We start from the raw sequence: 18,846 nt of genomic DNA on the forward strand, positions 1-18,846 counted from the left end.
GCGCCGGGCAGGCGACTGCGGGCGCGCCGATGGCGGCGCGCGCAGTCGCCCTCCCTGCGCCGCTGCCGCAGCACGGTCGCGGCCCTACTCCCGCACGCCATACCGATGCATGGCGTCGCCTTCTCCGATGGAGTTCCGCATGTCTTCCCTTTCGTTGTCGCGCCCGAGCGCTGCCCTGATCCTTGCCCTCGGTATCACTGGCGCCGCCGCGGCGCACGCCGCCACCGCCGCCCATCCCGCGGCGGCCAGCACCACCGCGGCGCAACCAACCGCAGCGCCGCTGCAGGTGCAGGTCTATCATCCGGACGCGAACGCGATCTTCGGCGTGGCCTCGGTGCTGGTCAGCGGCGCCAAGGATGCGGTGCTGATCGATGCGCAGTTCTCCGCGGCCGATGCGCGCGCCTTGGTCGCGCAGATCCGCGCCTCCGGCAAGCGCCTGACCACGATCTACGTCAGCCATAGCGATCCGGACTACTACTTCGGCCTGGACGTGCTGACCCAGGCGTTCCCGCAGGCCAAGGTGCTGGCCAGCCCGGCGACCGTCGCGCATATCCGCCAGACCCAGGCGCAGAAGCTGCAGGTGTGGGCGCCGAAGCTGGGTGCCGACGCGCCGCAGCGCATCGTGCTGCCGCAGCCGCTGCACGGCGACCGCCTGCTGCTGGAAGGCCGCGAACTGCGGATCGTCGGCCTGAACGGCGCGACCCCGGACCGCACCTTCGTGTGGATTCCTTCCATCAAGACCGCGCTCGGCGGGATCCCGGTGGTGGCCGGCGAACACGTGTGGATGGCCGATACGCAGACCCCGGCCTCGCATGCGCAGTGGCTAGCCACGCTGCAACGGATCCAGGCGCTGCAGCCGCAGCGGGTGATTCCCGGCCACTTCGCACCGGGCGCGGCGCAGGACTTGGCCGCGGTGCGCTTCACCGCCGACTACATCCGCGCCTTCGACGAGGAAACCGCCAAGGCCAAGGATGCGGCCGCACTGGTCGCGGCGATGCGGCAGCGCTATCCACAGCTGGGCGGCGTGGACTCGCTGCAACTCAGTGCGAAGGTCGCCAAGGGCGAAATGCGCTGGCCCTGAGACGGCGCAATGGGCTGGCCATGAGCGAACGGCCGACGCGCAGCGGCGCACACCACCGCTCGCGCCGTCACGCGGTTCAGCGGAACAGCCGCCCCTGGGCCTGCATCGGCTCGGGTTCGTGGAAGCCGGCCAGGCCCACGCCGACCAGGCGGTAGCGCGTGGACGCGGGCAAGTCGACGCGCTGGCGCAGGGCCAGCGCGATGTCGGTCAGCGCCTGCAGCGAATCCGGCGGCTGCTCGGGCGTGAAGCTGCGGGTCAGGATGCGGAACTGCGCGGTCTTCAGCTTCAGCACCACGGTGCGCGCGATGCGCTCGGTGCGGCGGGTCGCGGTCCAGGTCTTTTCCGCCAGCAGCCGGATCGCCGGCTCCAGCGCGTCCAGCGCCAGGTCTTCGGCGAAGGTGTCTTCCGAAGAAATCGACTGCACCTGCTGGTCCGCTTGCACCGGCCGCTGGTCGATGCCACGCGCGCGCTGGTACAGGCGCGAGCCGAAACTGCCGAAGCGCGCTTCCAGTTCCGCCTCGCCGTGCGTGCGCAGGTCGCCGACGGTGACGATGCCCAGCGCCGCCAGCTTGGCCTGCATCACCTTGCCCACGCCGTGCACCTTGCTGACCGGCAGCGGGGTCAGGAACGCGTCCACCTGGTGCGGGCGGATCACGAACTGCCCATCGGGTTTGCGCCAATCCGACGCGATCTTGGCAAGGAACTTGTTCGGCGCGATGCCGGCCGAGGCGGTCAGCGCGGTTTCCTCGCGGATCTGCGCGCGGATGGTCTGCGCGATCTCGGTGGCGGTGGCCAGCTCGCCCTTCGGCACGGTGACGTCGAGATAGGCTTCGTCCAGCGACAGCGGCTCGATCAGATCGGTGTGGCGCTGGAAGATCTCGCGCACCTGCCGCGATACCGCCTTGTAGCGCGCGAAATCCGGCGGCACGAAGATCGCGTCCGGGCACAAGCGCTCGGCGCGCAACGCCGGCATCGCCGAGCGGATGCCGAACACGCGCGCCTCGTACGACGCGGCGCACACCACCGAACGCATGCCGCGCCAGGCCACCACCACCGGCTTGCCGCGCAATGCGGGATCGTCACGCTGCTCCACGGACGCGTAGAACGCATCCATGTCGACGTGAATGATCTTGCGCATCGGCCCTGCACCCTACGCCAGCGAACGGTAGCGGCATGATAAGCCAGGCCTACGCATGCGCCGGGAACGCACGCCTTGATCTTGCTCACGGCCAACCACGGCAGCACCGCCTACGCTACGCGTGCGTACGGATAAAACGTTTGATTGAAAGCGCAGGCCTCGTGCACGCTTGCGCGCCTCGACTGTCTGCCCTGGGAAATCGCTCATGAGCCGCCTCACTTCGTATTCACGCGAACACCTTCTCGCCAGCGCGCGCGGCGAGCTGTTCGGCGCCGAGGCCGCACGCCTGCCCAACGATCCGATGCTGATGTTCGACCGCATCAGCCACATCGACGACAACGGCGGCACGCACGGCAAGGGCGTGGTCCGCGCCGAACTCGACGTGCGCCCGGACCTGTGGTTCTTCGGCTGCCATTTCATCGACGATCCGGTGATGCCCGGTTGCCTGGGCCTGGATGCGCTGTGGCAATTGACCGGTTTCTTCCTGACCTGGATCGGCGCGCCCGGCCGCGGCCGCGCGCTGGGCGTGGGCGAAGTGAAGTTCAGCGGACAGGTGCTGCCGACCGCCAAGCAGGTGGTCTACGAGCTGGACATCAGCCGGGTCATCAACCGCAAGCTGGTGATGGCAGTGGCCGACGGGCGCATGTCGGTGGACGGCCGCGAGATCTACACCGCCAAGGACCTGCGCGTGGGCCTGTTCACCTCGACGGAGGCGTTCTGATGCGCCGCGTCGCGATCACCGGCATGGGCATCACCTCATGCCTGGGCAACGACCTGGACACGGTGTCGCGCGCGCTGCGCGAGAGCCGCGCCGGCATCCGCGCCAACCTCGAGGCGGCCGAACACGGCCTGCGCAGCCAGGTCGCCGGCGACGTGCAGCTGGACCTGGAAGCGCTGGTCGATCGCAAGCTCAAGCGCTTCATGGGCGACGCGTCGGCGTACGCCTACCTGGCGCTGCGCGATGCGATCGCCGACGCCGGCCTGGACGAGGCCGTGGTCAGCGACGTGCGCACCGGCCTGATCGCCGGCTCCGGCGGCGGCTCCAGCCACTGGCAGGTGGAAGCGGCGGATTTGCTGCGCAACCGCGGCGTGCGCAAGGTCGGCCCGTATATGGTGCCGCGCACGATGTGCTCGGCGGTCTCGGCCAACCTGGCCACCGCGTTCAAGATCAAGGGCGTCAGCTATTCGCTGTCGGCGGCGTGCGCGACCTCGGCGCACTGCATCGGCGCGGCAGCGGACCTGATCCGCCACGGCCAGCAGGACGTGATGTTCGCCGGCGGCGGCGAAGAGCTGGACTGGACCATGAGCCTGATGTTCGATGCGATGGGGGCGCTGTCCAGCGGCTTCAACGAGCGCCCGGCGGTGGCCTCGCGCCCGTACGACGCCGAGCGCGACGGCTTCGTCATCGCCGGCGGCGGCGGCATGCTGGTGCTGGAAGACTACGACCGCGCGGTGGCGCGCGGCGCACGCATCCATGCCGAACTGCTCGGCTACGGCGTGACCTCCGACGGCGCCGACATGGTCGCCCCGTCCGGCGAAGGCGCGGTGCGTTGCATGCAGATGGCGATGCAGGGCGTGGCTGCGCCGATCGACTACCTCAACACGCACGGCACCTCGACACCGCTGGGCGACGTCACCGAACTGGGCGCGGTGCGAGAAGTGTTCGGCGATGCGGTGCCGCCGCTGTCCTCGACCAAGGCGCTGTCCGGGCATTCGCTGGGCGCGGCCAGCGTGCACGAAGCGATCTACTGCCTGTTGATGATGCGCGACGGCTTCATCGCCGGCTCGGCCAACATCGACGCGCTGGACCCGCGCGCCGAAGGTTTCCCGATCGTGCGCGAGAGCCGCGAGGCGACCTTGCGCACGGTGATGTCCAACAGCTTCGGCTTCGGCGGCACCAACGCCGCGCTGGTGTTCGGGCGCGTTTGAAGCGCAACGCGACGGCGGCACGCCGCACCCCGGTTGCGGTGCGGCCGTTGCCCTGATCGACGCGACGGCGCGGATGCGCCCGTCGCTTGCCGATGCCGCATCAGGGCGCCACAGCGGGCGCATGCGGTGACGGCGGCGCATCTTCTGCGGCGGCGTCGCCAGCAGGCGCGGCAGTGTACGCCGACCCAAGCGCGGCGATCGCGCCCACGCCCCATGCCAGCGACGATGCGGCGCCCAGATTGGCCGCCTTGACGGGTTCGTCCTGTTGCGCAGCGCTCGCCGCGGCGGCGGCCATGGCGGCGGCGGCGACATTGGCGGCGCCACTGACACCTTGCAGCACACGGCTGGGAAGGTGGCGGCCGGCATCGCTGCCGGCGCGCACCATGTTGGCGGCGCCGTTCACAGCCCACGCCGCCGCAGACGAGTAAGCCAGCGTGCTGGCGCTGTTTGCGCCGATCCACGGTTGCACTGCGCTGAGCACGCCGGCGACGCCGCCCAGGGCGTTGGCGCCGGTGACGAGCAGCGGCGGTGAAGCGCTGCCGACCTGCGTGAGGCCAGCGCCTCCGGCCCACAGGGCACCGCTGAGCGTCCCGGTCAGCTTCGCCGCATCCGGCGCCGCAGACAGCCGCGAGGCCGCCAAGGACAAGCCGGACGCAAGCGCGTCCAGCGCCGGCCCGCCATAGCTGCCAACCTGCCGCAGCGCGCTCGGCGGCGCCGATTGCGCCGAGGCATCCGTGGCCTGCGCGCGCCTTGACGCAGGGCGCGCCGGAGCGGACGTCAATCCCGACAGCGCGGCGCTGGCGGACGGCAGAAGCGAAGGCGCGACGATCGTGGCCGCGCCGCTGGCGCCGGCTTCCAGATCGATGCGCGGGTGGGACGTGGAAGACACTGCACGGATAGGCATCTGCGATCTCGTTGCTGGGTTACCGCACACGCTACGCAAACACCGCACAAATCCTCCATAAAGCCCGCATCTGCGCGCATAAATTATGCGTTGCGACACCGGCATCGGCGCATGCGGTTGCCATGGCGTTCAGCGAACGCGCGGCGGCCAACACTCGCGCTATGCCGGCCTGTCCGCTCCTCGCCGCGCCGCGGACCAAGCGACGCGGCGCGCGCCGATCAACCCGCCATGCCGCTATGCCGCAGCAAGGCGTCCAGCTCCGGCGCGCGGCCGCGGAAGGCGGTGAAGTTCTGCAGCGCCGGACGGCTGCCGCCGCGCGCCAGGATCTCCTGCAGGAACCGCGCACCGGTGGCGGCCAGTTGGTCCGGCGCTTCCTCGAACGCGGCATAGGCGTCGGCGCTGAGCACTTCGGCCCATTTGTAGCTGTAGTAGCCGGCGCCGTAGCCGCCGGCGAAAATGTGACTGAACTGGTGCGGGAAGCGGTTCCAGGCCGGCGGGCGGTTCACCGCGACCTCGTCGCGCACGCGTTCGAGCAGTTGCAGCATGCTGTCGCCGGCGACATCGAAGGCGTGATGCAACTGCATGTCGAAGAGCGCGAATTCCAGCTGGCGCACGGTGAACATGCCGCTCTGGTAGTTCTTCGCCGCCAGCATCTTGTCGAACAGCGCGCGCGGCAGCGGCTCGCCGCTGTCCACATGCGCGGTCATCGCCTGCAGCCGCGGCCACTCCCAGCAGAAATTCTCCATGAACTGGCTGGGCAGCTCCACCGCGTCCCATTCCACACCGTTGATGCCGGCCACGCCGAGTTCTCCGACCTGGGTCAGCAACTGGTGCAGGCCGTGGCCCATCTCGTGGAACACGGTGGTGACTTCGTTGTGGGTGAAGGTGGCCGGCTTGCCGTCGCCGCCGCGGCCGAAGTTGCACACCAGGTAGACCAGCGGCGTCTGCACGCCGTCGGCGCGGTCGCGGCGGTTGCGGCAGTCGTCCATCCAGGCGCCGCCGCGCTTGCCCTCGCGCGCGTACAGGTCGAGGTAGAACTGTCCGACCAGGCGGCCTTGCGCATCGCTGACGCGGAAGAAGCGCACGTCCGGATGCCAGACCGGCGCAGTGTCCGCTTGCACCTGCAGGCCGTACAGGTCGTTGATGACGCCGAACAGGCCATCCAGCACCTTCGGTTCGGTGAAATACTGCTTCACTTCCTGCTCGGAGAAGCTGTAGCGCGCCTGCTTGAGCTTTTCGCTGGCGTAGGCCAGGTCCCAGGCCTGCAGCTCGTCCAGGCCCAGGTGTTCGCGCGCATAGGCTTCCAGTTCGGCGCGGTCGCGCTGCGCGTAAGGCTTGGCGCGCGCGGCCAGGTCGCGCAGGAAACCCAGCACCTCGTCGGGGCTGCGCGCCATCTTGGTCGCCAGCGAATATTCGGCGTAACTGGCGAAGCCGAGCAGGCCGGCCAGTTCGCCGCGCAGCGCCAGGATGCGTTCGATCGCTGCGCTGTTGTCCAGCGCCGGGTCGCCGAACTCCGAGGCGCGGATCGCGTTGGCGCGGTACAGGGTCTCGCGCAGCGCGCGGTCCTCGGCGTACATCTGCACCGGTAGGTAGCACGGCATCTGCAGGGTCAGTTTCCAGCCGGCCTGGCCGTCCTTGTCCGCCGCCGCGCGCGCCGCGGCGACCACGTCGTCAGGCAGGCCGGCCAAACGCGACGGCTCGTCGATCAGCAGCGACCACGCATCGGTGGCGTCGAGCACGTTCTGCGAAAACTTCGCCGACAGCGCCGACAGTTCTTCCTGGATCGCGGCGAAACGCTGCTTGTCGGCATCGCCCAGTTCGGCGCCGCCCAGGCGGAAATCGCGCAGCGCGTTGTCCAGCACCTTGCGCCGCGCGGCGTCGTCGCCGGCGGCCTCGGGTGTGGCGGCCAGCGCGCGGTATTGCGCGAACAGCGCCAGGTTCTGCCCCAGCGCGCTGGAGAAGCGCGTCAGCCTGGGCAGGTTGGCGTTGTAGGCCTCGCGCAGCGCCGGCGTGTTGACCACGCCCTGCAGGTGGTTGACCTGGCCCCAGGCGCGCCACAGGCGCTCGGTGGCATCGTCCAGCGGCACCACGAAGCTGTCCCAGCTCACCGGCGCGACCTGCTCGGCGTGCGCGACCGCGGCCTCGGCGGCCGCCAGCAGCGTGTCGATCGCCGGGCCGATGTGCTCGGGCTGGATCGCATCGAAGCGCGGCAGGCCGGAAAAATCGAGCAGGGGATTGGTCATCGCAGGAATCTCGGTAGCGGGGGAAGGGCCGGCGCTGCCGGCCTCGAGGGGGATATGGCGGTCACGTCAACGCGGCACAAGCCAGCGGCGGCAAGCCGGCGCCGGCCACCGCCGCGGCCAGCTGCGCATCGGCCTGCGCCACGTCGATGCCGTGCTCGCGGTACCAGTCCGGCCGGTAGTAGCTGTGCCCGTAGCGCTCGCCGCTGTCGCACAGGATGGTGACGATGGAACCGCTGCGGCCGTGCTCGCGCATCCGCGTCGCCGCTTGCAGCACGCCGACGAAGTTGGTGCCGGTGGAGCCGCCGACGCGCCGGCCCAGGCGCGCAGTGACGTAGCGCATCGCCGCCAGGCTCAGCGCATCCGGCACCTTGACCATCGCATCGACGCAGCTGGGGATGAAGCTCGATTCCACCCGCGGCCGGCCGATGCCCTCGATGCGCGACCCGCCGGTGCTGGCCAGGCCGGCGTAGTCACGCCCAGCCAGCGCTTCGCAATAGCCTTCGAAGAACACCGATACTTCCGGATCCGCGCACAGGATGCGGGTGGCATGGCGGCGGTAGCGCACGTAGCGGCCCAACGTGGCGGCGGTGCCGCCGGTGCCGGGGCTGCACACGATCCATGCCGGCACCGGATGCGGTTCTTCCTGCATCTGCCGGAAGATCGATTCGGCGATGTTGTTGTTGGCGCGCCAGTCGGTGGCGCGTTCGGCGTACAGGAACTGGTCCATGAAGTGGCCGCCGCTCTCGCGCGCCAGCTGCACCGAATCGGCGTGCAGGTCGCAGGCGCGTTCGACCAGGTGGCAGCGCCCGCCCTGGAACTCGATCGCGGCGATCTTTTCCGGCGAGGTGGTCGCCGGCATCACCGCGATGAACGGCAACCCCAGCAGGCGCGCGAAATAGGCTTCGGACACCGCGGTGGAGCCGCTGGAGGCCTCGATCACCGGCCGCCCCTCGCGCAGCCAGCCGTTGGCCAGCGCGTACAGGAACAGCGAGCGCGCCAGGCGGTGCTTGAGGCTACCGGTGGGATGGCTGGACTCGTCCTTGAAATACAGATCGATGCCGGGGAAACCGGGCAGCTCCAGCGGAATCAGGTGGGTGTCGGCCGAGCGGTTGAAATCGGCTTCGATCTTCTGGATGGCGTTGGCCACCCAATCGCGATAGGTCATGACGGTGCGCAGGACGGAAAAATCGCGTCCACGATACACGCCCGCCCCAGCCCTGGGGCTGCGCCGGAGCGGCGCTGGGCCGCGACGTTCACCTGCCGGCGGTGCTGGCGGCGGCTGCCGCTCAGCGCGGCACCACCCCGAAACCGGCATCGGCGATGGCGCGCTCGATCGCCGCCGCATCGATGCGCGCGTCGTCGTACTCCACCTCCACGCGCCCGCCCTCCAGCACCACCCGCACCGCAGCGACCCCGGCGCTGGCCTGCAGCACGCGCTGCAACCGCGCCGAGCAGCCGCCGCAGGTCATGCCCTGTACCGTGAGTTCGATGTGCTGCATTGCGGTGTCCTCGTTGGAATGTGGTGGCCGCCGCACCGCGCTCAGCGCGGTCGCCAGCGGTTCAGCAGCAGGGAATTGACCAACACCGAGACCGAACTCAGCGCCATCGCCGCGCCGGCGAGCACCGGGTTGAGCAGGCCGAACGCGGCCAGCGGGATCCCGAGCACGTTGTAGACGAAGGCGAAGAACAGGTTCTGGCGGATCTTGCGCAAGGTCGCCGCGGACAGGTCGATGGCGGTGGCCACGCCGTCCAGGTCGCCATGCACCAGCACCACGTCGGCCGCCTCCACCGCGATGTCCGAGCCGGCGCCGATGGCGAAGCTGACGTCGGCCGCGGCCAGCGCCGGCGCATCGTTGATGCCGTCGCCGACCATGCCGACGTGCGCGCCAGGTTCGGCCTGCAGGCGCCGCACTTCCTCTGCCTTGTGTTGCGGCAACACCTCGGCCAGCACGCGCTGAATACCGACCTGCGCGGCCACCGCCTGCGCGACATGGCGGTTGTCGCCGCTGAGCATGATCACCTCGATGCCGCGCGCCTTGAGCCGCGCCACCGCGTCCAGGGCACCGTCGCGCAGCGGATCGGCGATGGCGATGTAGCCGGTGAGGCGGCCGTCCAGCGCGATGCCGACCACGCTCTGGCCCTGCGCCTGGGCCGCCTCGGCCCGCTGCAGCAGTTCGGCATCCAGCGGCGGCGCGCACAACGCGCGCAGCCACGCCAGCGACCCCAGCGCCACCGCCTGGCCAGCGACACGGCCGCGCACGCCCTGCCCGGGCAGCGTTTCCACCGCCTGCGGCGTTGCCACCGGCAGCGCCGCGCGCACGCCGTCGTCGGCGGCACGGCGCACGATCGCAACCGCCAGCGGATGCGCGGAACCGGCCTCCAACGCCGCCGCCAGGCGCAGCAGCGCGGTGGCATCGGCGCCCTGCGCCACGCCGATCGCGGTCACCTGCGCGCGGCCCTCGGTCAGGGTGCCGGTCTTGTCCAGCACCAGCGTGGTCAGCGCACGGGCGCGCTCCAGCACCTCGGCGTTGCGGATCAGGATGCCGGCGCGGGCGCCCACGCCGGTGCCGACCATGATCGCGGTCGGCGTGGCCAGGCCCAGCGCGCACGGGCAAGCGATCACCAGCACCGCCACCGCGTGCACCAGCGCGGTGGCGAAACTGCCGCCGAGCCACCAGGTGACGGCCAGGGTGAGCGCGGCGATGGCGATCACCGCCGGCACGAACACCGCGGCGATGCGATCGACCAGATGCTGGATCGGCGCCTTGGAGCCCTGCGCCGCATCGACCATGCGGATGATCTGCGCCAGCAGCGTGTCGGCGCCGACCCCGGTGGCGCGCGCGCGCAACATGCCGAACTGGTTCACGGTGGCGGCGAACAGGCGGCTGCCCGGCGCCTTGGCTACCGGCATCGCCTCGCCCGACAGCATCGCCTCGTCCACGCTGGAACGGCCGTCGAGCACCTCGCCGTCCACCGGCACGCGCGCGCCGGCGGCGACCACGAACACATCGCCGACCACCAGCTCGGCCACCTCGACCTCCACCAGCACGCCGTCGCGCTCCACCCTGGCGGTCTTGGGCTTGAGATCGAGCAGCGCGCGGATCGCCGAGGAGGTCCTGCGCCTGGCGCGCGCTTCCAGCAAACGCCCGAGCAGGATCAGGGTGATGATCGAGGCGCTGGCCTCAAAATACACATGCTGCCCGGCCAGGCCGAACACGGTGACCGCGGCGCTGTACAGGTAGGCCATGCTGGTGCCGAGCGCGACCAGCACGTCCATGTTGGCGCGGCCGTTGCGCAAGGCAATGAACCCGGCGCGGTAGAAGCGCGCGCCGAGCCAGAACTGCACCGGCGTGGCCAGCAGCAACTGCAGCCAGCGTGGCAACGGCTCGGCGTGCTGGCTGCCGAGCGCATGCGCGATGGCGGAGATGTCCAGCATGCCGAACATCTGCACGAACAACGGCAGGGTCAGCAGCATCGCCGCGGCGAACCTGCCCAGCTCGTGGTGCCAGGCGCGGCGCTCGGCCTGTTCGCGCGCTTGCAGCTGGGTGCGGTCCAGCTCGCGCACGACGCTGGCGCCGAAGCCGGCGCTGCCGATTCGCGCAATGATGTCGGCCGTTGCGACCAGTTCCGCCACGTACTCCACACGCGCCCTGGCCGAGGCCAGGTTGACGCTGGCGGCGAACACCCCGGGCGTGTTCGCCAGCACGGTTTCGATCGAAGCCGCGCAGGACGCGCAGCTCATGCCGCTGAGGTCCAGCGTCAGCATCTGCGTCGGCACCGTGTAACCGGCCTGGCCGATGCGCTGCAGCAGCGTCTGCGCATCCACCTGCCGCGGGTCGTAGTCCAGGTGGACGCGCGCGGCGGCGTAATTGGCTTGCGCGACGACTCCGGGCAAGCGGTTGAGCGCCTGTTCCAGGCCGACGGCGCAGGACGCGCAGCTCATGCCCTGCACCGGCAGGCTCAGCGTGACAGTGGTGGCGGCCGTCGCGTTCACGGCTGCGGCTTGCCCGGCGCGGCGCCACCGCGGATGTCGCCGCGGATGTCGCCGAGGATCGGGCAGCACGCAGGTTCGCCGCGGCCCGGGCATTCCGCGACCAGTGCGGCCAGCGCGTCGCGCATCTCGGTCAGTTGCGCGATGCGCCGATCCAGTTCGTGCACGCGCTCGCTCGCGCGCTGCTTGATGCCTTCCACGCCATGCAGGCGATCGTCCTGCAGCGCGAGCAGGTCGCCGATCTCCTCCAGCGAGAAGCCCAGGTCCTTGGCGCGGCGGATGCAACGCACCCGCTCCACCGCGGCCGCATCGTAGTCGCGGTAGCCGGACGCGCGCCGCGGCGGCGCCGGCAGCAGGCCCTGGCGCTCGTAGTAGCGGACCGTGTCGATGGCGACGTCGGCCTGGCGCGCGAGCGCGCCGATGGTGAAGCGGGATGGAGTGGCGACCGGATTCATGCGTGCAAGCTACTCCCTGGACGCCGGTCCAGGGTCAAGCCATTGTCGCCGTTGCGCGCGCATTGTTCATTGGCGGCTCACCCTGGCGCCAAACCCCTGCCGCGCAGGCCTTCGCCGGGCGTGGACGTACGCCCTGGACCCGGCTCCAGGGTGCGCCGATGGCGCGCCGCCGCGCCGTCCCGGCGCTTGCCCGCGGCCAACACTGCAGTATTCTCCGCGTATCCCCTCGCGTGCCTTGCGTGTTCCGTGCCGATCTTCGCCTTGCTGACCCGCCTGCTGCTGTGCCTGAGCCTGCTGCTCAATGGCGCCGTCACGGCTGTGGCGATGCCGGGCATGGCCGCGGCCCCGCAGCGCACCGACGCTGGCATCTCCCGGCACCACGCCGCCGAACACGCGCCTGCCACGCGTATCGCCGCCGCAGCGATGCCGTGTCACCACCATGAGGCCGCACCGCACGCCGCGGAGCATGGCGAGGGGCATTGCCCCAGGCAGGCCGGCAAGCACGGTTGCTGCGGCACCGCGACCGGCTGCCAGTGCGCGCATGCGCAGCCGCTGCCGGCGCTGATCGCGCTGCCGCTGGCGTTGCCGGTCGCGGCGCAACCGCTGTTCCCGCGCGGCCGCCAGGATGGCCGCGGCGCACCCGGCCTGCCGCGGCTGGAGCGACCTCCCAGCGCCTGATCGCGACCCCGCCGCCCGCTCGGGCGGCACCACGGCGACCGCGCATCCGCGCGCCGTCGCTTCTGCGCACGCACCGCCCACGCGGTCGCGCATCGCATCGCATCGAGGCTCGCTCATGAAACCACCTTCCTCCGGCCTGCCGGCCCTGCCGTCGCGGCGCCGCTTCGTCACCGGACTGGCGCTGGGCGCCGCCGCCGGCATCGGCGGCCTGTCGCTGCGGCAAGCGCAAGCCGCAACGCTAGCGCGCAACGGCGCCGTGCCTTATCAACTGCACGGCACCGACTTCGACCTCAGCATCGGCAGCGCACGGGTCAATTTCACCGGGCGCGAGCGTCCGGCCATCACCGTCAACGGCAGCGTGCCGGCGCCGATCCTGCGCTGGCGCGAAGGCGACAGCGTCGAGGTGCGCGTCGCCAACCGCCTGCCGGGACACACGCAAACCTCCGTGCACTGGCACGGCATCCTGCTGCCGGCGAACATGGACGGCGTGCCCGGCATGAGCTTCGACGGCATCCCTCCCGGCGAAAGCTACCGCTACCGCTTCGCCCTGCGCCAGTCGGGCACCTACTGGTACCACAGCCACTCGCTGCACCAGGAACAGGCCGGCCTGTACGGCGCGATCGTGATCGACCCGCTGCAGCCGCCGCCCTACCACTACGACCGCGAACACGTGCTGCTGCTGTCGGACTGGACCGATCTGGACCCGGCGGCGCTGTTCCGGCGGCTGAAAAAAATGCCGTCCTACGACAACACCTACCAGCGCAGCATCGGCGACTTCCTGCGCGACGCGCGCGAAGACGGCTTGCGCGCCACCCTCGCCGACCGCGGCAGGTGGGGACGCATGCGGATGACCCCCAGCGACCTGTCCGACGTCAACGCCAACACCTACACCTACCTGCTCAACGGCGTCGCTCCCGGCGGCAACTGGACCGGCGTATTCCGTCCCGGCGAGACGCTGCTGCTGCGCCTGATCAACGCCTCCAGCATGACCTACTTCGACCTGCGCATCCCCGGGCTGAAGATGACCGTGGTCGCCGCAGACGGCCAGTACGTGCACCCGGTGAGCGTGGACGAACTGCGCATCGCCGCAGCCGAGACCTACGACGTGCTGGTGGAACCCGGCGGCCAGGACGCCTACACCGTGTTCGCCCAGGACATGGGCCGCACCGGCTACGCACGCGGCACCCTGGCCGTGCGCCAGGGCCTGCAGGCGCCGGTGCCGGCGAACGATCCGCGCCCGCTGCTGCGCATGCAGGACATGGGCCACACCATGGCGGGGCATTCCGGCATGGACCACGGCGGCGCGACCACGATGCAAGGCATGGAAGGCGGCTGCGGCGCGAGCATGGGCATGGCCGGCATGGCCGGCATGGACCATGCCGCGATGCAGCATGCGGCGATGGACCACGGCACGATGGATCACGGCACGCATGCGCCCGGCGACGCCGGCGCAGCGCCCACGCATCCGCGCAGCGAACGCGGCAATCCGCTGGTGGACATGCGGTCCTCCGCGACCGCGCCGAAGCTGGACGATCCGGGCATCGGCCTGCGCGGCAACGGCCGCCGGGTGCTGACGTACGCCGACCTGCACAGCCTGTTCGACGACCCCGACGGCCGCGACCCCGGGCGCGAGATCGAACTGCACCTCACCGGCAACATGGAGAAGTTCGCCTGGTCCTTCGACGGCATCCCGTTCGCCAGCGCCGCGCCGCTGCGGCTCAACTACGGCGAGCGCCTGCGCATCGTGCTGGTCAACGACACGATGATGCAGCACCCGATCCACCTGCACGGCATGTGGAGCGACGTGGAGAATGCCGCCGGCCAGTTCCAGGTGCGCAAGCACACCGTGGACATGCCGCCGGGCACGCGCCGCAGCTACCGCGTGCGCGCCGATGCGCTGGGCCGCTGGGCCTACCACTGCCACCTGCTGTACCACATGGACGGCGGCATGATGCGCGAAGTGCGGGTGGACGCATGAACGCCACGCCGCGCGCCGCGCTGGCGCAGGCGCAGGCGCTCGGCCTGGCGCTGCTGTTCGCGCACGGTGCTGCGCGTGCGCAGATGGAGATGCAGGAGCACGGCACCCCAAGCGCAGCGCAGGCCGATCACGCCATGCAGGACCACGCCGGGATGCAGCCGGGGGCTGTGGAGCCGGGACCAGGGACCGGGGACCGGGGACCCGGAAAAGCACAAGCGCGGCCTGCTCACTTCAGCTCAGCGGCGACGTGCAGCTGCGCCAGTGCGCCCGCTTCCGCGCTGCCGCGCGAGCCGATCCCGGCGCTCACCGACGCCGACCGCGCCGCCGCGTTCCCGGTCCTGCGTACGCACGCGATGCTGCATGCGCCACCGCGCACCGGCTATCTGCTGTTCGATCGTCTGGAGGGCTGGGATACCGACCACGGCAGCGGCCAGGCCTGGGAAGCCAGCGCCTGGTACGGCGGCGACATCGATCGGCTGTGGCTGCGCAGCGAAGGCGCGCGCAGCGGCGGCCGTACCGAAGCGGCGGAGTTGGAAGCGCTGTACGGTCACGCGGTGTCGCCGTGGTGGGATCTGCTGGTGGGAGTGAAACAGGACCTCGCACCGGGCGACGCGCGCACCTCGGCCGCATTCGGCGTGCAGGGCGTGGCGCCGTACAAGTTCAAGGTCGCGGCCACGCTGTATGTCGGCGAAGGCGGCAGCGCCAGCGCACGCCTGCAAGGTGAGTACGACGTGCTGCTGAGCAACCGCTGGATCCTGCAGCCGCGGCTGGAAGCCGACGTCGCGTTCGCAGACGATCGCGCACGCGACATCGGCAGCGGCCTGTCCACGCTCGAAGCCGGCCTGCGCCTGCGCTACGAGATCAGCCGCCGCTTCGCGCCGTATCTCGGCGTGGTCCACGAGCGCGCCTTCGGCGCAACCGCGGACTATCGCCGCGACGCGGGAGAAGCCGCGCGCGAGACGCGTGTCGTCGCCGGCGTACGCATCTGGTTTTAGCGGCCGCGGGAGGATTCTTTACCATCCATTTGAACGGCAATGGCCCTTGTAGGAGCGGCTTCAGCCGCGACAGGTACCCATAGATCCTATCGCGGCTGAAGCCGCTCCTACACCGCCCCGCCAACCGTAATGGCACGACGCGCATCAGGCGACACCACGGCGCCCAGCAACCGCTTCCTCACACCAGTCCCGGCCGCTCAAGCACGCAGCGAACCATCCGCCCCGATCCGCCAGTCGCGCGGCGGACGCAGCGCCCCCAGCGTGCGCACCAGTTCCTGGTAACTGCGCGCCAGCTGCCCGAACAGGCCCGCATCGCTGGCGCGGGTTTCGGCCACTTCGTAATAGGCGCCGCGGCCCAGATCGATGAAGTAGTCCACGCTGACCCGGCGCCGGGCGGCCACGCCGGGAAACAGCCCGGCGATCAGCAGGCAACCGTCGCCGACCTCGCGCAGTGCATCGGCGCGGGCGCGCCCGACCTGCTCCTGCGCATGCAGCCAGGCCAGCGCCTGGGTGCGCGACAGCAGGTGTCCATCGGCCTGGTAGCGCAGCAACACGAACACCAGATAGCTCTCGCGCGACTCGTCCAGCGGCCGGCCCAGCCGCAGCCCTGCCTCGTGCACCAGCGCCTGCCACAGCTCGGCCGGCGCCCCCTGTCTGAAAGACTCGTACATACGTCCTCCTGCGTGGTGGGAACCCTCGCCAGGAGCTTATGCATAACATGTGCCACTGCGTTGGCAGCCGTGGGCGCAGGCTGCCAACCGCCGCTACCGTGCCGCTGCGCGGGCGCTACTCCACCGTCACCGACTTGGCCAGATTGCGCGGCTTGTCCACGTCGGTGCCGCGCGCCAGCGCGGTGTGGTAGGCGAGTAGCTGCACCGGGATGGTGTGCACCACCGGGCTGAGCAGGCCGGCGTTGCGCGGGGTGCGGATCACATGCACGCCCTCGGATTCGCTGAAGTGGCTGTCCTGGTCGGCGAACACGAACAGCTCGCCGCCGCGCGCGCGCACTTCCTGCATGTTGGATTTCACCTTCTCCAGCAGCGCGTCGTTGGGCGCGATCACCACCACCGGCATGGCCGCATCCACCAGCGCCAGCGGGCCGTGCTTGAGTTCGCCGGCCGGATAGCCTTCGGCGTGGATGTAGGTGATTTCCTTGAGCTTGAGCGCGCCTTCCAGCGCGATCGGATAGTGCAGGCCGCGGCCCAGGAACAGCGCGTTGCGCTTGTCGGCGAAGCGCTCGGCCCACACCGCGATCTGCGGCTCCAGGTTCAGCGCGTGCTGCACGCTGCCCGGCAGGTAGCGCAGCTGTTCCAGGGACTCGGCTTCCTGCGCGGCGCTCAGCCGTCCGCGCAGCTTGGCCAGCACGCAGGTCAGCTGGAACAGCGCCGCCAGCTGGGTGGTGAAGGCCTTGGTCGAGGCCACGCCGATCTCGGCGCCGGCGCGGGTGTACAACACCAGCGCGCTGGCGCGCGGGATCGCGCTTTCAGGCACGTTGCAGATCGACAGGGTCTTGGCGTGGCCCAGCGACTTGGCGTATTTCAGCGCCTCCATCGTATCCAGGGTCTCGCCGGACTGGGAAATGGTGACGATCAGCTGGCGCGGGTTGGCGTAGGCGGCGCGGTAGCGGTATTCGCTGGCGATCTCCACGCTGCACGGCAGGCTGGCGATCGACTCGATCCAGTAGCGCGCGGTCAGCCCGGCGTAGTAGCTGGTGCCACAGGCGAGGATCTGCACGCCGTCGATGTCGGCCAGCATCTCGGCATTGCGTCCGAACAGCGTAGTGTCGAAGCCGCCGGCATCGAACAGCGCTTCCAGCGTGTCGGCCAGCGCGCGCGGCTGTTCGTGGATCTCCTTCTGCATGAAGTGGCGGTACGGGCCCAACTCCAGCGAGGCCAGCGACACCTCGGACATGTGCACCTCGCGCTGCGCCGGCCGGTCCTCGGCGTCGTAGACCTGCACGCCGCTGCGGCTCAACTCGGCGGTGTCGCCCTCTTCCAGGAAGATCACCCGGCGCGTGGCCTGGATCACCGCCGACACATCGGAGGCGATGAAGTTCTCGCCCTCGCCCAGGCCGATCAGCAGCGGGCAACCCATGCGCGCGCACACCAGCACGTCCGGGCGCGACTTGCTGACCGCGGCCAGCGCATAGGCGCCGGTCAGTTCCTTGGCCGCGGCCTGCAGCGCCGCCAGCAGCGAAAGCCCCTGCGCGGCGTGGTGGTGGATCAGGTGCGCGATGACTTCGGTGTCGGTCTGCGACTCGAACACATAGCCGAGCGCGCGCAACCGTTCGCGCTGCTGCTCGTGGTTCTCGATGATGCCGTTGTGCACCAGCGCCAGGTCGCCGTGGCTGACGTGCGGATGCGCGTTGGCCTCGGTGACGCCGCCATGGGTGGCCCAGCGGGTGTGGCCGATGCCCAGCGTGGCATGCAGGTCCTCGGCCAGCGCCGCGCGTTCCATCTCCACCACGCGCCCGGTGCGGCGCACCCGGCGCACGCCGTCGGCGGCGACCACGGCGATGCCGGAGGAATCATAGCCGCGGTACTCCAGCCGCTTCAGGCCTTCGATCAGCACCGGCACCACGTCCCGTTCCGCAATCGCACCCACGATCCCGCACATAGCCGCACCCTGCACCGAAAGATCGCCATTCTAGCTTTGTCCGCTGCATGTCCTGCAGGACCCGACAGCGCGACTTGGACCGGCCATCGCCAGCCCCGGCACGGCCGCTGCGATTACCGTGAGCGCCGCCAGGCGCTGGCCGATCGATCCGGACACGGTGTCCGCGAACATGTCCGCGGACACGCGGACAGCCGTCTACCCCGATCGAACTTACGGTATTTCAGCCACTTGCGATTGGCACGCCGTGTGCTTCGGATTCGTTCATTCTCCGCTGCGCCGACCCGACCGATGGTCCGCGATACTTCCGCCCAGGACCAGGTTCTCGCCCGCCGCCGCCTGGCGCCGTTGATTCTGGCCGGCACTGATCGCGCTGGCGGTACTGCTCGGCATCGCCTTCGCCGCACGCGGCTGGATCGCCGGCAGCCGTTCGTTCGACAGGCAGCGCACGCGCATCGCCACGGTCAGCCGCGGCGACCTGGTCCGCGATATCTCCGCCGACGGGCGCCTGATCGCCGCCAACAGCCCCACCCTGTACGCGATCTCCGGCGGCACCGTGAGCCTGAAGGTGGTCGCCGGCGACGTGGTCAGGCAGGGCCAGGCACCGGCCGAGATCGACAAGCCGGAACTGCGCAGCAAGCTGGCCCAGGAAGAGGCCACGCTGGCCGGCCTGGAAGCCGAAGCCGGCCGCGCCGACCTGGATCCGGTGCTGGCCCGCGCCAATGCCAGCAAGCTGGTGGACCAGGCGCAGATCGAGCGGCAGGCCGCCAGCCGCGACCTGGAACGCTACCAGCGCGGCTACGACGGCGGTGCGGTGCCGGCGGTGGAACTGGCCAAGGCG

Annotated in this window: 15 protein-coding genes and 1 pseudogene; 7 read left to right on the top strand and 9 right to left on the bottom strand. The window is 70.4% G+C overall.

Annotated features, from left to right (window positions below; genetic code table 11):
* Positions 1–139 precede the first annotated feature (139 nt).
* Positions 140–1,081, top strand: coding sequence for an MBL fold metallo-hydrolase (locus E4A48_RS14345; protein WP_142742650.1), 942 nt, complete (start codon positions 140–142; stop codon positions 1,079–1,081).
* 76 nt (positions 1,082–1,157) lie between these two features.
* On the opposite strand, the gene dinB is transcribed toward E4A48_RS14345, so the two are convergent.
* Positions 1,158–2,219: a DNA polymerase IV gene (gene dinB / locus E4A48_RS14350; RefSeq protein ID WP_039007893.1), complete on the bottom strand. Its 1,062-nt coding sequence runs from the start codon at positions 2,217–2,219 to the stop codon at positions 1,158–1,160.
* 205 nt (positions 2,220–2,424) lie between these two features.
* Between dinB and fabA the strand changes: the two genes are divergently transcribed.
* Both fabA and fabB read left to right on the top strand, forming a co-directional pair.
* Positions 2,425–2,940, top strand: coding sequence for a 3-hydroxyacyl-[acyl-carrier-protein] dehydratase FabA (gene fabA / locus E4A48_RS14355; RefSeq protein ID WP_003476023.1), 516 nt, complete (start codon positions 2,425–2,427; stop codon positions 2,938–2,940).
* Positions 2,940–4,148, top strand: coding sequence for a beta-ketoacyl-ACP synthase I (gene fabB, locus E4A48_RS14360; RefSeq protein ID WP_039007895.1), 1,209 nt, complete (start codon positions 2,940–2,942; stop codon positions 4,146–4,148). Before fabA ends, fabB begins: the two co-directional genes overlap by 1 nt.
* Positions 4,149–4,248: 100 nt before the next feature.
* On the opposite strand, the gene E4A48_RS14365 is transcribed toward fabB, so the two are convergent.
* The 6 genes from E4A48_RS14365 to E4A48_RS14390 form a co-directional block, all read right to left on the bottom strand.
* Positions 4,249–5,052: a hypothetical protein gene (locus tag E4A48_RS14365; RefSeq protein ID WP_142743178.1), complete on the bottom strand. Its 804-nt coding sequence runs from the start codon at positions 5,050–5,052 to the stop codon at positions 4,249–4,251.
* A 218-nt stretch (positions 5,053–5,270) separates the two neighbouring features.
* The gene (locus tag E4A48_RS14370) at positions 5,271–7,295 is read right to left on the bottom strand and encodes a M3 family metallopeptidase (RefSeq protein WP_142742651.1); all 2,025 of its coding nucleotides are present in this window, start codon (positions 7,293–7,295) and stop codon (positions 5,271–5,273) included.
* Positions 7,296–7,356: 61 nt separating this feature from the next.
* Positions 7,357–8,460 carry a PLP-dependent cysteine synthase family protein gene (locus E4A48_RS14375; protein WP_039007900.1) on the bottom strand — a complete coding sequence of 368 codons (1,104 nt, stop codon included), beginning with the start codon at positions 8,458–8,460 and terminating at the stop codon, positions 7,357–7,359.
* 121 nt (positions 8,461–8,581) lie between these two features.
* Positions 8,582–8,794 carry a heavy-metal-associated domain-containing protein gene (locus E4A48_RS14380; protein WP_039007901.1) on the bottom strand — a complete coding sequence of 71 codons (213 nt, stop codon included), beginning with the start codon at positions 8,792–8,794 and terminating at the stop codon, positions 8,582–8,584.
* Between the two features lie 41 nt (positions 8,795–8,835).
* Positions 8,836–11,289, bottom strand: a complete 2,454-nt coding sequence (locus E4A48_RS14385) for a heavy metal translocating P-type ATPase (RefSeq protein WP_312845553.1) — start codon at positions 11,287–11,289, stop codon at positions 8,836–8,838.
* Positions 11,286–11,741 carry a heavy metal-responsive transcriptional regulator gene (locus E4A48_RS14390; RefSeq protein ID WP_142742652.1) on the bottom strand — a complete coding sequence of 152 codons (456 nt, stop codon included), beginning with the start codon at positions 11,739–11,741 and terminating at the stop codon, positions 11,286–11,288. Before E4A48_RS14390 ends, E4A48_RS14385 begins: the two co-directional genes overlap by 4 nt.
* A gap of 246 nt (positions 11,742–11,987) precedes the next feature.
* Between E4A48_RS14390 and E4A48_RS14395 the strand changes: the two genes are divergently transcribed.
* From E4A48_RS14395 to E4A48_RS14405, 3 genes are all read left to right on the top strand, one after another.
* On the top strand, positions 11,988–12,419 hold the full coding sequence (locus tag E4A48_RS14395; protein WP_039007907.1) for a CopL family metal-binding regulatory protein: 432 nt from the start codon (positions 11,988–11,990) through the stop codon (positions 12,417–12,419).
* 115 nt (positions 12,420–12,534) lie between these two features.
* On the top strand, positions 12,535–14,397 hold the full coding sequence (locus E4A48_RS14400; protein WP_039007909.1) for a copper resistance system multicopper oxidase: 1,863 nt from the start codon (positions 12,535–12,537) through the stop codon (positions 14,395–14,397).
* Positions 14,394–15,392 (top strand): copper resistance protein B, encoded by a 999-nt coding sequence (locus tag E4A48_RS14405; protein WP_142742653.1) that lies wholly within the window; start codon positions 14,394–14,396, stop codon positions 15,390–15,392. Before E4A48_RS14400 ends, E4A48_RS14405 begins: the two co-directional genes overlap by 4 nt.
* A 197-nt stretch (positions 15,393–15,589) precedes the next feature.
* On the opposite strand, the gene E4A48_RS14410 is transcribed toward E4A48_RS14405, so the two are convergent.
* Both E4A48_RS14410 and glmS read right to left on the bottom strand, forming a co-directional pair.
* Entirely contained in the window at positions 15,590–16,063 is a 474-nt protein-coding gene (locus E4A48_RS14410) for a hypothetical protein (protein ID WP_142742654.1), read from the bottom strand.
* Positions 16,064–16,178: 115 nt separating this feature from the next.
* Positions 16,179–18,008 (bottom strand): glutamine--fructose-6-phosphate transaminase (isomerizing), encoded by a 1,830-nt coding sequence (glmS, locus tag E4A48_RS14415; protein WP_142742655.1) that lies wholly within the window; start codon positions 18,006–18,008, stop codon positions 16,179–16,181.
* Positions 18,009–18,296: 288 nt separating this feature from the next.
* Between glmS and E4A48_RS14420 the strand changes: the two are divergent.
* Positions 18,297–18,846, top strand: a pseudogene (locus E4A48_RS14420) (efflux transporter periplasmic adaptor subunit); the annotation flags it as partial.

This window comes from Xanthomonas translucens pv. cerealis, from assembly GCF_006838285.1.
Classification (GTDB): Bacteria; Pseudomonadota; Gammaproteobacteria; order Xanthomonadales; family Xanthomonadaceae; genus Xanthomonas_A; species Xanthomonas_A cerealis.

Coding starts and splice junctions, on each gene's coding strand:
- E4A48_RS14345 (WP_142742650.1), top strand. CDS start 140: ATGTCTTCCCTTTCGTTGTCGCGCCCGAGCGCTGCCCTGATCCTTGCC.
- dinB (WP_039007893.1), bottom strand. CDS start 2,219: ATGCGCAAGATCATTCACGTCGACATGGATGCGTTCTACGCGTCCGTG.
- fabA (WP_003476023.1), top strand. CDS start 2,425: ATGAGCCGCCTCACTTCGTATTCACGCGAACACCTTCTCGCCAGCGCG.
- fabB (WP_039007895.1), top strand. CDS start 2,940: ATGCGCCGCGTCGCGATCACCGGCATGGGCATCACCTCATGCCTGGGC.
- E4A48_RS14365 (WP_142743178.1), bottom strand. CDS start 5,052: ATGCCTATCCGTGCAGTGTCTTCCACGTCCCACCCGCGCATCGATCTG.
- E4A48_RS14370 (WP_142742651.1), bottom strand. CDS start 7,295: ATGACCAATCCCCTGCTCGATTTTTCCGGCCTGCCGCGCTTCGATGCG.
- E4A48_RS14375 (WP_039007900.1), bottom strand. CDS start 8,460: ATGACCTATCGCGATTGGGTGGCCAACGCCATCCAGAAGATCGAAGCC.
- E4A48_RS14380 (WP_039007901.1), bottom strand. CDS start 8,794: ATGCAGCACATCGAACTCACGGTACAGGGCATGACCTGCGGCGGCTGC.
- E4A48_RS14390 (WP_142742652.1), bottom strand. CDS start 11,741: ATGAATCCGGTCGCCACTCCATCCCGCTTCACCATCGGCGCGCTCGCG.
- E4A48_RS14400 (WP_039007909.1), top strand. CDS start 12,535: ATGAAACCACCTTCCTCCGGCCTGCCGGCCCTGCCGTCGCGGCGCCGC.
- E4A48_RS14405 (WP_142742653.1), top strand. CDS start 14,394: ATGAACGCCACGCCGCGCGCCGCGCTGGCGCAGGCGCAGGCGCTCGGC.
- E4A48_RS14410 (WP_142742654.1), bottom strand. CDS start 16,063: ATGTACGAGTCTTTCAGACAGGGGGCGCCGGCCGAGCTGTGGCAGGCG.
- glmS (WP_142742655.1), bottom strand. CDS start 18,008: ATGTGCGGGATCGTGGGTGCGATTGCGGAACGGGACGTGGTGCCGGTG.